This window comes from Klebsiella sp. X1-16S-Nf21 (genome assembly GCF_002837615.1).
Classification (GTDB): Bacteria; Pseudomonadota; Gammaproteobacteria; order Enterobacterales; family Enterobacteriaceae; genus Klebsiella; species Klebsiella variicola.
In genome coordinates, this window is sequence record NZ_PJDK01000065.1 from 1 (window position 1) to 14655 (window position 14655).

General features: G+C 58.3%; 15 protein-coding genes. 7 read left to right on the forward strand and 8 right to left on the reverse strand.

Annotation, left to right across the window (positions count from 1 at the left end; genetic code table 11):
• On the reverse strand, window positions 1-346 hold a 346-nt coding region (locus tag CW267_RS23095; protein WP_101148660.1), incomplete at its 3' end, for a protein YgfX.
• Window positions 327-593 carry an FAD assembly factor SdhE gene (gene sdhE / locus CW267_RS23100; RefSeq protein WP_002916312.1) on the reverse strand — a complete coding sequence of 89 codons (267 nt, stop codon included), beginning with the start codon at window positions 591-593 and terminating at the stop codon, window positions 327-329. The genes CW267_RS23095 and sdhE, both read right to left, overlap by 20 nt.
• Window positions 594-838: 245 nt before the next feature.
• Between sdhE and ygfZ the strand changes: the two genes are divergently transcribed.
• Window positions 839-1822, forward strand: coding sequence for a tRNA-modifying protein YgfZ (gene ygfZ / locus CW267_RS23105; protein ID WP_008806428.1), 984 nt, complete (start codon window positions 839-841; stop codon window positions 1820-1822).
• Between the two features lie 155 nt (window positions 1823-1977).
• Here the strand turns inward: ygfZ and trhA are convergent, their stop codons facing one another.
• Complete coding sequence (gene trhA, locus CW267_RS23110) at window positions 1978-2637, reverse strand: PAQR family membrane homeostasis protein TrhA (protein WP_008806429.1); 660 nt, start codon at window positions 2635-2637, stop codon at window positions 1978-1980.
• A gap of 163 nt (window positions 2638-2800) precedes the next feature.
• Window positions 2801-3112 carry a N(4)-acetylcytidine aminohydrolase gene (gene yqfB, locus CW267_RS23115; protein WP_008806430.1) on the reverse strand — a complete coding sequence of 104 codons (312 nt, stop codon included), beginning with the start codon at window positions 3110-3112 and terminating at the stop codon, window positions 2801-2803.
• Window positions 3113-3162: 50 nt separating this feature from the next.
• Here yqfB and CW267_RS23120 point away from each other — a divergent pair, with 50 nt between their 5' ends.
• From CW267_RS23120 to CW267_RS23145, 6 genes are all read left to right on the forward strand, one after another.
• The gene (locus CW267_RS23120) at window positions 3163-3891 is read left to right on the forward strand and encodes a MurR/RpiR family transcriptional regulator (RefSeq protein WP_012967245.1); all 729 of its coding nucleotides are present in this window, start codon (window positions 3163-3165) and stop codon (window positions 3889-3891) included.
• A 119-nt stretch (window positions 3892-4010) separates the two neighbouring features.
• Window positions 4011-5444, forward strand: coding sequence for a 6-phospho-beta-glucosidase BglA (bglA, locus tag CW267_RS23125; RefSeq protein WP_012967244.1), 1434 nt, complete (start codon window positions 4011-4013; stop codon window positions 5442-5444).
• Between the two features lie 124 nt (window positions 5445-5568).
• Entirely contained in the window at window positions 5569-5928 is a 360-nt protein-coding gene (locus tag CW267_RS23130; RefSeq protein WP_012967243.1) for a hypothetical protein, read from the forward strand.
• A gap of 49 nt (window positions 5929-5977) precedes the next feature.
• Window positions 5978-7987 (forward strand): protein-disulfide reductase DsbD family protein, encoded by a 2010-nt coding sequence (locus tag CW267_RS23135; protein WP_023340715.1) that lies wholly within the window; start codon window positions 5978-5980, stop codon window positions 7985-7987.
• Window position 7988: 1 nt separating this feature from the next.
• A complete protein-coding gene (locus tag CW267_RS23140; RefSeq protein WP_012967241.1) occupies window positions 7989-8600 on the forward strand; it encodes a DsbA family protein in 612 nt (203 codons plus the stop codon).
• Window positions 8590-9093 carry a protein disulfide oxidoreductase gene (locus CW267_RS23145; RefSeq protein WP_008806436.1) on the forward strand — a complete coding sequence of 168 codons (504 nt, stop codon included), beginning with the start codon at window positions 8590-8592 and terminating at the stop codon, window positions 9091-9093. Before CW267_RS23140 ends, CW267_RS23145 begins: the two co-directional genes overlap by 11 nt.
• A 146-nt stretch (window positions 9094-9239) precedes the next feature.
• On the opposite strand, the gene CW267_RS23150 is transcribed toward CW267_RS23145, so the two are convergent.
• The 4 genes from CW267_RS23150 to gcvT form a co-directional block, all read right to left on the reverse strand.
• Window positions 9240-9983 carry an SDR family oxidoreductase gene (locus CW267_RS23150; protein WP_008806437.1) on the reverse strand — a complete coding sequence of 248 codons (744 nt, stop codon included), beginning with the start codon at window positions 9981-9983 and terminating at the stop codon, window positions 9240-9242.
• Window positions 9984-10043: 60 nt separating this feature from the next.
• Entirely contained in the window at window positions 10044-12917 is a 2874-nt protein-coding gene (gene gcvP / locus CW267_RS23155; protein WP_008806438.1) for an aminomethyl-transferring glycine dehydrogenase, read from the reverse strand.
• Window positions 12918-13123: 206 nt separating this feature from the next.
• A complete protein-coding gene (gene gcvH / locus CW267_RS23160) occupies window positions 13124-13513 on the reverse strand; it encodes a glycine cleavage system protein GcvH (RefSeq protein ID WP_008806439.1) in 390 nt (129 codons plus the stop codon).
• A gap of 24 nt (window positions 13514-13537) precedes the next feature.
• On the reverse strand, window positions 13538-14632 hold the full coding sequence (gene gcvT, locus CW267_RS23165) for a glycine cleavage system aminomethyltransferase GcvT (protein WP_008806440.1): 1095 nt from the start codon (window positions 14630-14632) through the stop codon (window positions 13538-13540).
• Window positions 14633-14655 lie beyond the last annotated feature (23 nt).

Sequence of the window (14655 nt, forward strand, 5' to 3'; positions counted from 1 at the left end):
TATCCGCCGCCAGCCACAGATGCTGCCCGCGCCGGGTATCGACATGGCGTAAACGCAGCAGCATACCGCTATTGATGACCCACGGCGTCCCGAGGATCTCCCATTCGGCGTTTTGCCAGCGAAGACGGGAATCGGTGAGCAGTTTTATCTCTCCGCGACGGGCATGGATCCGCCGCTGGCTGCGCACGCAGTCAAACACTACCAGCGACAACAGCAGCAGCCAGATCGGGGTGTAGCTTAGCGGCCAGGGAACCAACAGCACCAGCGCCGCCACAACGCCGTGGAGCAGCAGGGAAAACCACTGCGCGCGCCAGGAGATACGGAGATCAGATTGCCACAGGACCACGTTCCCGATTCCGTGTCTGAATTAAGGTTACCATCCGCTGCAGCTCCGCATCGGCCGGTTTGCCGTGGTTCATCAGCCAGTTGAACAGATCCGGATCGTCATTTTCCAGCAGGCGAATGAACAGCTGTTTGTCAGCGTCGCTGAGGGTATCGTACTCATACTCAAAGAACGGCATGATGGAGATGTCGAGTTCGCGCATCCCGCGGCGGCATGCCCAGTGGATACGTGCTTTATTGTTAATGTCCATGTTGACCTTCCAGCAGCAAAATATAGGTTAGTTTAACCCGTTTTCTGCCGTAACTTTACAGGAATATCGCTGAATGCGAGCATCCTTCCATAAAAACCATAAAATAATGATGGGCTTATTGATTCCCTGCGTCAGGCGGCTGTCTCACGCCAGCGCACAAATGGCCTGTTGAAAGCACTTGCAATGCACTATAGCTCTTTTACCATTGGTCACACACACTGCGTTAAGCGATTCAGGATATGACTATGGCTTTTACACCTTTTCCTCCGCGTCAGCCTTCCTCTTCCGCTCGTCTGCCGTTAACGCTGATGACCCTGGATGACTGGGCGCTGGCGACGATTAGCGGGCCGGATAGCGAAAAATATCTGCAGGGGCAGATTACCGCCGATGTGAGCAATCTCACCGATGCTCAGCATCTGCTTGCCGCCCACTGTGACGCCAAAGGCAAGATGTGGAGCAATCTGCGCGTATTCCGCCGCGACGGCGGCTTCGCATGGATCGAGCGCCGCAGCCTGCGCGACGTACAGCTGACCGAACTGAAAAAATATGCCGTCTTCTCTAAAGTCACCATCGCCGCCAACGACGATCTGGTTCTGTTGGGGGTGGCCGGCTTCCAGGCGCGCGCCGCGCTGGCGCCGCTGTTCGCTGCCCTGCCCGACGCGGCCGCCCCGGTGGTCAGCGAAGGCGCCACCAGCCTGCTGTGGTTTGAACATCCAGGTGAACGCTTCCTGCTGGTGACTGATGTCGACACCGCCAATCGCGTTACCGATGCGCTGCGCGGCGAAGCGCAGCTCAATAACAGCCAGCAGTGGCTGGCGCTGAATATTGAAGCCGGTCTGCCGGTTATCGACAGCGCCAACAGCGGGCAGTTCATTCCGCAGGCGACCAACCTGCAGGCGCTGGGCGGTATCAGCTTCAGGAAAGGCTGCTACACCGGTCAGGAGATGGTGGCGCGGGCGAAATTCCGCGGCGCCAATAAGCGTGCGCTGTGGACGCTGTCAGGGACCGCCAGCCGGGTGCCGGAAGCGGGGGAAGATCTGGAGCTGAAAATGGGCGACAACTGGCGCCGCACCGGGACGGTGCTTGCGGCGGTTCAGCTGGATGATGGCCAGTTGCTGGTGCAGGTGGTGATGAATAACGATATGGAGCCGGACAGCATCTTCCGCGTGCGCGACGATGCCGGCAGCCTGCGCATCGAACCGCTGCCCTATTCGCTGGAAGACGTGTAATAAAGCGTTATGACTCCCGGCTTGCGGCGCTCGCGCCTTAGCCGGGCTACTTGACTGCAAATACCGTAGCCACGGTAAGCGTAGCGCCACCGTGGGATTTCCAGGCCGCAGATAACCGTAGCCACGGTAAGCGCAGCGCCACCGTGGAAGTTTAATCAGGACTGGCCGACGTACAGATAGATCGCCAGGAAGTGACACACGCTGCCGCCGAGCACGAAGCCGTGCCAGATAGCGTGGTTATAGGGAATACGTTTGCAGACGTAGAAGATAACCCCCAGCGAGTACACCACCCCGCCGACCGCCAGCAGCGTTACGCCGCCCACCGCCAGCTTCACTGCCAGCTGATAGACCACGATAAGCGACAGCCAGCCCATGGTCAGATAAGTCACCAGCGACAGAATTTTAAAGCGGTGCGCGATGGTCAGCTTAAACAGGATCCCCAGCAGGGCCAGGCTCCAGATGACGATCATCAGCCCCTTTGCCAGCGGTGAATTCAACCCCACCAGCAAGAACGGCGTGTAGGTCCCGGCAATCAGCAGGTAGATAGCGCAGTGGTCGAACTTTTTCAGCCACTGTTTCGCCCGCTGATGCGGGATCGCGTGATAGAGCGTAGAGGCGAGGAACAGCATAATCATGCTGCCGCCGTACAGGCTGTAGCTGGTGATCGCCGTCGCGCTGGCGTTGGTGTCTACCGCCTGCACCAGCAGCAACACGAGGCCGACAATACCGAACACCAGCCCGATCCCGTGGCTGATGCTGTTGGCAACTTCCTCTGCCAGAGAATATCCCTGAGTGATTAATGGTTTGCGCACCATATTTGACTCCGTGAAAACAAGAACGCTTTCATTGCCCACTTAGGGTAACTGAGAATGATTCCAGTGAACACATGTTAGCTAAAATAAAACGATGTATATTTGTAAATACATTAAAATCATAATGTTACAATGTTATTTCAACTAACAGTTGTGCCGGTTTTATTTAAAGGCGTTTGAATTCAATAACATAAAACCGATCTTCCGCAGGATAGATTTCCCTAATCACCTGCCGCAGTTGTTCGAGGGTCATATTCTCCTGTTGAGCATGCTGTTCAGTTAGCGTATCGAGCGTCACCGTCGAGGTGGCGGTCACGGCGATGGTGCAAAAATAGCCGTCATCTTCATAGCGCCCAACGCGCAGGACGTCACCCGGTTTAAAATGCGATTCCGCCGCATCGCGGATAGTAATCGTTTTGCGCCCGGCAAGGATGTCCTCCTGAAAACGCTGAAAAAAGGTAATGTCATTGGCCTGCATGATATAATTCCGTCCTGGTCATTATGAATTGTGAGTTCGCCACTGTGAGTATGTTCTCCCACGCCGCTGTCGCCAGTCTCAATAATCTTGAGATGATGGTCTATCACTATGTCATTAAGAATCGTGACAAAGTGATGTACATGACCATCCGCGAACTGGCCGAGGCCGCCGGGGTCTCCACCACCACCGTGTTGCGCTTCTGCCGCAAACTGCAGTGCGAGGGCTACTCTGAATTTCGCGTACGCTTTAAATTATATCTTGAGCAGAATGAGCCTCAACAGGCAAATATCGGCGCCAGCGAAATTATGAGCTTTTTTAAAAGCGTCAATAATGACGAGTTCGATGAATTACTCGAGCAGGCCGTGGATATTATTCTCGCTTCGGAACGTATTATTTTCGTCGGCGCCGGCACCTCCGGCGCGCTGGCGAAATATGGCGCACGCTTCTTTTCCAACGTCGGTAAATTCAGCAACCATATTGACGACCCCTATTTTCCGGTAACCAATGATATGGCCCGTAACGCGCTGGCGATCGTGCTTTCCGTCTCCGGCGAAACCGAAGAGATCCTGCGCTTCGCCAGCCAGTTCAGCCTGCACCGCTGCAAGGTGATGTCGATTACCAGCCACGAGCATTCGCGGCTGGCGAAACTGGCTGATTTCAATCTCTCCTGGCACGTGCCGCAGACGCGCATCGGCGGCGTCTACGATATTACAACGCAAATTCCGGTGATCTATATCCTTGAATCGCTGGGACGTAAATTAGCGCGCAAAATCAGCTAAAAATAACAGCCTGTTTTTTCGATGTAACATATTACGTTTAGCGGAATTTGTTATATCGTGACATTCAATTTCGCTTTGCTAGACTCAATCGCAATAGTTATTCAGAGAGATTAGCAAAGATGAAAAAATTGACTCTTCCCAAAGACTTTTTGTGGGGCGGCGCGGTCGCCGCGCATCAGGTTGAAGGCGGCTGGAATAAAGGCGGCAAAGGCCCGAGCATCTGCGACGTGCTGACCGGCGGGGCGCACGGCGTACCGCGCGAAATCACCCACCAGGTCGAAGCGGGTAAATATTACCCTAATCATGAAGCGGTCGATTTCTACGGCCACTACAAAGAAGACATCAAGCTGTTCGCCGAGATGGGCTTCAAGTGCTTCCGCACCTCTATTGCCTGGACCCGCATCTTCCCGCAGGGCGACGAAACTCAGCCGAATGAAGAAGGGCTGAAATTCTACGATGACATGTTCGATGAACTGCTGAAGTACAACATCGAGCCGGTGATCACCCTTTCCCACTTTGAAATGCCGCTGCATCTGGTACAGCAGTACGGCGGCTGGACCAACCGCAAAGTGGTCGATTTCTTTGTACGCTTCGCCGAAGTGGTCTTCGAGCGCTATAAGCACAAAGTGAAATACTGGATGACCTTCAACGAGATCAATAACCAGCGCAACTGGCGCGCGCCGCTGTTCGGCTACTGCTGTTCCGGCGTGGTCTATACCGAGCATGAAAATCCGGAAGAGACCATGTACCAGGTGCTGCATCACCAGTTCGTCGCCAGCGCGCTGGCGGTGAAAGCGGCCCGTCGTATCAACCCGGAAATGCAGGTCGGCTGCATGCTGGCGATGGTCGCCCTCTACCCTTATTCCTGCAAACCGGAAGATGTCATGTTCGCCCAGGAGTCGATGCGCGAACGCTACGTCTTTACCGATGTCCAGTTGCGCGGTTACTACCCGAGCTATGTGTTGAATGAATGGGAACGCCGTGGCTTCAACATCAAAATGGAAGACGGCGACGCGCAGATCCTGCGCGAAGGCACCTGCGCCTACCTCGGCTTCAGCTACTACATGACCAACGCGGTGAAAGCTGAGGGCGGCACCGGCGATGCCATTTCCGGTTTCGAAGGCAGCGTGCCGAACCCGCACGTCAAAGCCTCCGACTGGGGCTGGCAGATTGACCCGGTTGGCCTGCGCTACGCCTTGTGCGAACTGTATGAGCGCTACCAGAAGCCGCTGTTTATCGTGGAAAACGGCTTCGGCGCCTACGACAAAGTCGAAGCCGACGGCAGCATCAACGATGACTACCGCATCGATTATCTGCGCGCCCACGTCGAAGAGATGATCAAAGCGGTGACTTATGACGGCGTCGATCTGATGGGCTATACCCCATGGGGCTGCATCGACTGCGTCTCCTTCACTACCGGGCAGTACAGCAAACGCTACGGCTTCATCTACGTCAATAAACACGATGACGGCACCGGCGACATGTCCCGCTCGCGCAAGAAGAGCTTTAACTGGTACAAAGCGGTTATCGCCAGCAACGGTGAGAATCTGTAACTGACCGCCCTCTCCCGGCCGGGAGGGGGCAAATCACTTATCCGCCAGACACTTCTTTACAGCTTTACCATTGCCAAAACGCGTTCGCCCGATAAGATAGGCCGCGTGAATATTTGAGGCGATCATGATTAAGCGACAACGCAAAGCCATTCTTTTTGTCCTCCTGGCCTGTCTGGTGGTGCTGACCTGCACCGCCCAGCGGATGGCCGGGATGCACGCGCTGGTCATGAACCTCACCGCCGACAGCCCGTCGCTACAGCAAAACCCGGATAAGGCCGAGGCGCCGGTCACGCCGTGCGAGCTCAGCGCCAAGTCGCTGATGGCCGTTCCGCCGATGCTGTTTGAAGGGGCGCTGTTGGCTATCACTCTGCTGCTGGCGGTGCTGGCGGCGATCCCGCCGCGTATCGAACGCCAGTGGCCTCCCCGCGTTATCTCCCCACCCCGATTGCGGGTGCATCTGCGATTATGCGTCTTCCGTGAGTGATTAATTCTCCTGACAGCTCAGGTTAATTTATTACTTACGGAGAAAATTTATGTTTATGGTATTCAGGCGACTGCTGGTCTGCCTGCTTTGGCTATGGCTGCCCGTCAGCCAGGCCGCCGATAGCGGCTGGCTGCGCGTCGCCGACAATCAACACGCCAGCGTGCGCCTGCGGGCGCAAAGCGAAGGCAATGGCGACACCCGACTGCTTTTAGACGTAGCGCTGGAAAAGGGCTGGAAAACCTACTGGCGTTCGCCGGGCGAAGGCGGCATCGCGCCAGCTATCGCCTGGCACACGCCGCTGGAGGTTAACTGGCGCTGGCCGACGCCGCAGCGCTTCGACGTCGCGGGTATTTCCACTCAGGGGTATCACGGCGACGTCAGCTTCCCGATGACCCTGCGCGGGAAAATACCGCCGACGCTTAGCGGCGTCCTGACGCTCTCTACCTGCAGCAATGTCTGCATTCTCACTGACTACCCCTTTTCGCTGGATATGACGGCTCCGGCGGGGGAGCAATTTAATTACGATTTCACCCGCGCGATGGGCACGCTGCCGCTGCGCGACGGTCTCACCTCGGCGCTTAGCGCCAGCTACGTCAGCGGAAAGCTGACGGTAACTGCCCGCCGCGATGCCGGCTGGCAGCAGCCAGCGCTGTTTATCGACAGCATGGAGGATGTCGATTTCGGCACGCCGAGTTTTACCAGCCGCGGCGATACGTTAACCGCCACCGTACCGGTCACCGATAGCTGGGGCGAAGCGGCGCCGGACCTGAGCGGCAAAACGCTGTCGCTGGTGCTGGCCGATAGCGGCCAGGCGCAGGAAAGCCAGATCGCCATCAGTGCCGGCAGTACCGCGACGTGGCTGGCGTTAGGCTGGGTGCTGCTGATGGCGCTGGCCGGCGGGCTTATTCTCAACGTCATGCCTTGCGTGCTGCCGGTGCTGGCGATGAAACTCGGCTCATTGGTGCAAACCGAACGTCGTGAACGCGGCGCGGTGCGGCGGCAGTTCCTCGCCTCGGTATGCGGGATCGTCGTCTCCTTCCTGGCGCTGGCGCTGATGATGACCGCGCTACGCTTAGGTAATCAGGCGCTCGGCTGGGGGATCCAGTTCCAGAACCCGTGGTTTATCGGCGCGATGGCACTGGTGATGGTGCTGTTCAGCGCCAGTTTATTGGGACTATTCGAAATCCGTCTCTCCTCCAGCGCCAGTACCTTCCTCGCCACCCGCGGCGGCAACGGCTTGATGGGCCATTTTTGGCAGGGCGCCTTCGCCACCCTGCTGGCGACGCCCTGTACCGCGCCGTTCCTCGGTACCGCCGTGTCGGTGGCGCTGGTGGCGCCGTTGCCGCTGCTGTGGGGGATTTTCTTCGCCATGGGGATCGGCATGAGCCTGCCGTGGCTGCTTATTGTCGCCTGGCCGGGTCTGGCGCAACGACTTCCACGTCCAGGCCTCTGGATGAATCATCTGCGCGTGGTGTTGGGGCTAATGATGCTTGGTTCAGCGCTATGGCTGGTTAGCCTGCTGACGATCCACATCGGCCGTACGCCGGTGCTTACCCTGCTGGTGATTCTGGCCATCGGCCTGCTATTGGCCACCGCCTGGCGCTACCGCTGGCGTACGGCGCTGCGCGCGGGCGCTCTGGCCATCGTGGTGGCGGGCGCCGTCGCCTTTGTCGCACAACAGGACGGCCAGGGCCCGCGCCGAGACCGGGTTAACTGGCAGCCGCTCAGCGAGCAGGCTATCGCTAACGCCCTTGCGGAGCATAAACGGGTATTTATTGATGTCACCGCCGACTGGTGCGTGACCTGTAAAGCCAATAAATACAACGTGCTGCTGCGCGACGACATCCAGCAGGCGCTATCAGCGCCAGATGTGATCGCCTTACGCGGCGACTGGAGCCGCCCCTCCGCTGACATTAGTCAGTTTTTAACCGCACGCGGCAGCGCCGCGGTGCCGTTTAACCAGATTTACGGACCGGGATTGCCGCAGGGACAAATTCTGCCTGCGCTGTTAGACCGCGAACAACTTCTCGCCGACCTGTCCGCCGCTAAAGGAAAATAACATGAGAGCTATCACCGCCTTATTACTGCTGTGCGTATCGGCCTTCAGCTTCGCCGCGCCGGCAGAAGAACCACAATCGAACGGTAATGACCAGTTAGCCCAGCTGCTGTTTAACGATCCGAATAGCCCGCGCACCGGCGCGAAAGCGCCGAAGCTCACAATCGTCTCGTTTACCGATTACAACTGTCCTTACTGCAAACAGTTTGATCCGCTGCTGGAAAAAATCGTCCACGATAATCCGGATATTCAGCTCATCGTTAAGCTGCTGCCGTTTAAAGGGCAGAGTTCGGTGAATGCCGCTAAAGCCGCGCTCTCCACCTGGCGTCAGCAGCCCGATAAGTTCTGGACGCTGCATCAGCGGCTGATGGCGAAAAAAGGCTATCACGATGACGCCAGCATCGCCGCCGCGCAGAAGAAAACCGCCACCGATAGCGTGAATATTGATGACAAGACTATGGATTCGCTGAAGATGAACCTGATTTTGTCGCAGGTGCTGAATATTCAGGGCACCCCGGCGACCATCATCGGCGATCAGATGGTGGCCGGCGCGATCCCTGCTGAAGACCTGGAGGGGCTGGTGAAAGAGCAGCTGGCGAAAGCCCGTGGCCAGTAAAATCAGGCGCTGGCTACGCGAGCTGGCGGTGTGGCTGCTGATTGGCGCGGCGGTGAGCCTGGCGGTGGATTATTTTCGCCAGCCCGCGCTGCCGCAAAACGTCAGCGCCACATCGCTGCAGACACTCGACGGCAGGACGCTGGATCTGAACGCCATGAGCCAGCAAAAGCCGCTGCTGCTGTACGTCTGGGCGACCTGGTGCGGAGTCTGTCGCTATACCACGCCGTCGGTGGCATCACTTGCCGCCGACGGCGGCAATGTGCTGACGGTAGCCCTGCGTTCCGGCGATAACGCCGCGCTGGAGAAGTGGCTGACCAGGAAGAAAATGACGCTGCCGACGGTGAATGATCCGAGCGGCCAGCTGGCGCGGCAGTGGGATATCCAGGTAACGCCAACGCTGGTGGTGATTTATCGAGGCGAGGTTAAGTCGGTCACCACCGGCTGGACCAGCGGTTGGGGAATGCGCCTGAGGCTGTGGCTGGCCTCCTGGTAGACCGTCGGTTTCCCCGGCTCGCGCTGCGCTCAGCCAGGCTACGGGTAGGCATCGTTGGGTAGCCCGGATAAGGCGTAGCCGCATGCGGGAAGGTTACCCTGTAGGCCCGGCAAGCGCAGCGCCGCCGGGCAATAGACATCTATGGGTTATTTACCGCCCGCCAGTTCAAGAAAACTGCCCGTCACATACGACGCTTTGTCGCTCAGCAGCCAGGCAATGGCCTGAGCGACCTCTTCCGGCTGGCCGCCGCGCTGCATCGGCAGCGAATTTTTTACCCGGTCCACGCGTCCCGGTTCGCCGCCGGAGGCGTGCATCTCGGTATAAATCAGCCCCGGACGCACGCCGTTCACCCGGATCCCTTGCGCCGCCACTTCCAGCGCCAGCCCGGTGGTCAGGGTATCTACCGCCCCTTTCGACGCGGCATAGTCAACGTACTCGCCCGGCGCGCCAAGGCGCGAGGCCGCCGACGACACGTTAACTATCGCCCCGCCCTTGCCGCCATGCCGATGCGCCATGCGCTTTACCGCCTCACGACAACAGAGGAAGTAGCCGGTGACGTTGGTGGCCAGCACGCGGTTAATACGCTCAGCGCTCAGGCTCTCCACCGTACATTGGGTAAACAGGATCCCGGCATTGTTGACCAATGCCGTCAACGGTTCGCCCATGCGGTCAACCGCCTCAAACATCGCCATCACCTGCGCTTCATCGCTGATATCCGCCCGCAGCGCCGTGGCTTTGCCGCCAGATTCAACAATGGTATTGACCACTTCGGTGGCGGCGTTAATGTTGTGATGATAATTAACCGCGACGGTATACCCTTCCTGCGCCAGCAGCAGCGCCGTCGCCCGGCCTATGCCGCGGCTCGCGCCGCTAATCAGAGCTATCGCCATACCTTCCCTCCAAAAAATAAAGGCGCCGCAGCGCCTTTAAAAGTTTAGCTAATTCACCACTTACTGGTATTCGCTCATCGGCACGCAGGAGCAGAACAGGTTGCGGTCGCCGTAGACATCATCCAGACGTTTCACCGTCGGCCAGTACTTGTTGTGCAACCCAGCCGGGAATACCGCCAGCTCGCGGCTGTACGGATGGTTCCACTCGCTGACCAGCTCACCCTGGGTGTGCGGCGCGTTCACCAGCGGGTTGTCTTCCAGCGGCCATTCACCGGCTTTGACGCGGTCGATTTCCGCGCGGATCGCCAGCATGGCGTCAATAAAGCGGTCCAGCTCTACCTTGCTTTCCGATTCTGTCGGCTCAACCATCAGCGTCCCGGCAACCGGGAAGGACATGGTCGGCGCATGGAAACCAAAGTCGATCAGGCGTTTAGCAATATCCAGCTCGCTAATGCCGGTCTCTTCTTTCAGCGGACGAATATCGAGAATACATTCGTGCGCCACGCGACCATCGCGGCCGGTATAGAGCACCGGGTAAGCCTCTTTCAGCCGGGTAGCGATATAGTTGGCGTTAAGGATCGCGTTCTGGCTCGCCTGCTTCAGGCCTTCCGCGCCCATCATGCGGATATACATCCAGCTGATCGGCAGAATGGAAGCGCTGCCGAACGGCGCGGCGGAAACCGCGCCCTGACGGGTCAGCATACCTTCAATCTGTACCACGCTGTGGCCCGGTACAAACGGCGCCAGGTGCGCTTTCACACCGATAGGGCCCATACCTGGACCGCCGCCGCCGTGCGGAATGCAGAAGGTTTTATGCAGGTTGAGGTGCGAAACGTCGGCGCCGATAAAGCCCGGAGAAGTGATCCCGACCTGGGCGTTCATGTTGGCGCCATCGAGATAAACCTGACCGCCGAACTGGTGCACGATCTCGCACACTTCACGGATGGTCTCTTCATACACGCCGTGGGTTGACGGATAGGTGACCATGATGCAGGAGAGATTCGCCCCTGCCTGCTCTGCTTTTTCACGCAGGTCGGCAAGATCGATGTTGCCGTTTTTGTCGCAGGCAACGACCACGACCTGCATACCCGCCATCTGCGCGGAAGCCGGGTTGGTGCCGTGCGCGGAGCTTGGGATCAGGCAGATATCGCGATGGCCTTCGTTGCGGCTTTCGTGATAGTGGCGAATCGCCAGCAGGCCAGCATACTCGCCCTGCGCGCCGGAGTTCGGCTGCATACAGACGGCGTCATAGCCGGTCAGTTTCACCAGCCAGTCAGAAAGCTGGGCGATCATCTGATGATAACCTTCCGCCTGCTCGACCGGACAGAACGGGTGCAGCTCGGCAAATTCCGGCCAGGTGATCGGGATCATCTCCGCCGCGGCGTTCAGTTTCATGGTGCAGGAGCCCAGCGGGATCATCGCCTGGTTCAGCGCCAGATCTTTACGCTCCAGCGCATGCATGTAGCGCATCATCTCGGTTTCGCTATGGTAGCGGTTAAACACCGGATGGGTGAGGATCGCATCGTCGCGCAGCATCGCCGCCGGGATCGAACGGCTATCCAGCGCCACGTCTTTATCCAGGGTATCGATATCCAGACCGTGATCGTCGCCGACGATGGCGCGGAACAGGTTCAGCACATCTTCGCGGGTGGTCGCTTCATCGAGCGTAATGCCAACCGCGCCGTGAATATCGCTACGCAGGTTAATCTGCAGCGCTTCGGCACGCGCCAGCACCGCAGCTTTATCCGCCACTTCGACGCACAGGGTATCGAAGTAGTGCGCATGACGCAGCTTCAGCCCTTTCTTCTGCAGGCCGTCGGCCAGAATATCGGTCAGGCGATGAATGCGGCCAGCGATACGTTTCAGGCCCGCCGGGCCGTGGAATACCGCGTAGAGGCTGGCGATGTTGGCCAGCAGAACCTGCGAGGTACAAATGTTGGAGTTCGCTTTCTCGCGGCGGATATGCTGCTCGCGAGTCTGCATCGCCATGCGCAGCGCGGTATTACCCGCCGCATCTTTCGATACGCCGATAATCCGGCCCGGCATGGAGCGTTTGAATTCATCTTTCGCCGCGAAGAAGGCCGCGTGCGGGCCGCCATAGCCCATCGGCACGCCGAAGCGTTGGGCGGAACCGAAGACAATATCCGCGCCCTGCTTGCCCGGCGCCGTCAGCAGCACCAGCGCCATAAAGTCGGCGGCGACGCTGACAATCACTTTGCGCGCTTTCAGCTCGGCGATCAGTTTGCTGTAATCGTGGATTTCACCGGTGGTGCCCACCTGCTGCAGCAGCACGCCAAAGACATCCTGGTGATCGAGCACTTTGTCGGCGTCATCGACGATCACGTCGAAGCCGAAAGTTTTCGCGCGGGTGCGCACCACGTCCAGGGTTTGCGGATGGACGTCGGCGGCAACGAAGAAACGGTTGGCGTTCTTCAGTTTACTGACGCGTTTGGCCATCGCCATCGCTTCGGCGGCGGCGGTGGCTTCATCAAGCAGCGAAGCGGAAGCGATATCCAGCCCGGTCAGATCCAGCGTGACCTGTTGGAAGTTGAGCAGCGACTCCAGACGGCCCTGGGAGACTTCCGGCTGGTAAGGGGTATAGGCGGTGTACCAGCCCGGGTTTTCCAGCATGTTGCGCTGAATGACCGGCGGCAGCTGCACGGCGGTATAGCCCATGCCGATGTAAGACTTGAAGCGCTTGTTGCGACCGGCAATCGCCTTCAGCTCCGCCAGCGCGGCGAATTCGGTAGTCGCGTCGCCCACCTGCGGTGGGGTCGCCAGCTGGATATCCTGCGGCACAATCTGGCCAATCAGGGCGTTAAGCGAATCCGCGCCGACGGTCTTCAGCATCTCTTGCTGCTGCTGAGCGTCCGGGCCAATGTGACGTTCAATAAAGGCGTCGCGGTTTTCAAGCTGACTTAAAGTCTGAGTCATGAGCGATGGTTCCTGAAACGTGCGGTGAATCGTGATTGTCTGACTGGTTTGCCCGGCAAGCGCTGATGCTTACCGGGCCAGAATACGCAAAATCATTCGCGTTGCAGGAAGGCGGCGACACAGCGACTCCCCGGGAGCTTACAAAAGTAAGTGACCGGGGGGAGCCAGGAAGCCAACGCCCCTACAGCGTGAAGGATGAAGCGTATTTATTCGTCTTCTAACAGAGCTTCATAGGCGGTCGCATCCAGCAGCGCGGCAACCTGCGCTTCGTCGCTGGCTTTAATTTTGAAGATCCAGCCGTCGCTGTACGGGTCGCTGTTGACCAGTTCCGGAGAGTCGTTTAACTCTTCGTTGACGGCAACGATTTCACCGCTAATCGGCGCGTAGATATCAGAAGCCGCTTTCACGGATTCAGCAACGGCGCAATCAGCGCCCGCTTCAACGGTGGCGCCCACTTCCGGCAGGTCAACGAAAACCATGTCGCCCAGCAGCTCCTGCGCATGCTCGGTGATCCCGACGGTATAGGTGCCGTCCGCTTCTTTACGCAGCCATTCGTGTTCTTTGCTGTATTTCAGTTCTGCTGGTACGTTGCTCATCAATTCATCTCCAAAAAAGGGAAATCACACAATGGCTTTGCCATTGCGTACAAAACCAGGTTTAGTCACTTTTACCGGCATTTCACGGTTACGAATTTGCACCACCGCGGTGTCGCCAATCCCGGCCGGCACGCGCGCCAGCGCGATGCTGTAGCCCAGGGTCGGCGAGAAGGTGCCGCTGGTGATAATGCCTTCTTTTTGATTACCGTCGCTATCGGTAAAACGGACCGGCAGGCCGCCGCGCAGGACGCCTTTCTCGGTCATCACCAGGCCAACCAGCTGCTCGGTGCCTTTTTCGCGCTGCATCTCCAGCGCTTCGCGACCGATAAAGTTACGATCGGCGGGCTCCCAGGCGATAGTCCAGCCCATGTTCGCCGCCAGCGGGGAGACGCCTTCGTCCATCTCCTGGCCATACAGGTTCATCCCGGCCTCCAGGCGTAGGGTGTCGCGCGCGCCAAGACCGCAAGGCTTAACGCCGGCATCCAGCAGACCGCGCCAGAAATCCGCCGCCTGCTCGTTCGGCATCGCAATTTCATAGCCCGCTTCGCCGGTATAACCGGTGGTGGCGATAAACAGGTCGCCGGACTGCACGCCAAAGAACGGCTTCATGCCTTCCACGGCCTGACGCTGCGCATCAGTAAACAGCGTCGCCGCCTTCGCTTTCGCCTGGGGGCCCTGCACCGCGATCAGCGACAGATCGTCGCGAACGGTAATTTCAAGGCCGTAAGGTTCAGCTTGCTCGGAGATCCAGGCGAGGTCTTTTTCGCGGGTGGCGGAGTTAACAACGAGGCGGAAATAATCTTCAGAAAGGAAATAGACAATCAGGTCATCGATGACGCCAGCGGAGGCGGTAAGCATTCCCGTGTAGAGCGCTTTGCCTGGGGTGGTCAGCTTCGCCACATCGTTGGCCAGCAAATAGCGCAAGAACTCGCGGATCCGGCTGCCGTGGAAATCGACGATGGTCATATGCGACACATCGAACATCCCTGCATCGCCGCGCACCGCATGGTGCTCATCAATCTGGGATCCGTAATGCAGCGGCATCATCCAGCCATGGAAATCCACCATGCGAGCGCCGCATAGCGTGTGTTGTTCATACAACGGAGTCTGTTGAGCCATCTTTTCCTCATCGAATAAAACGG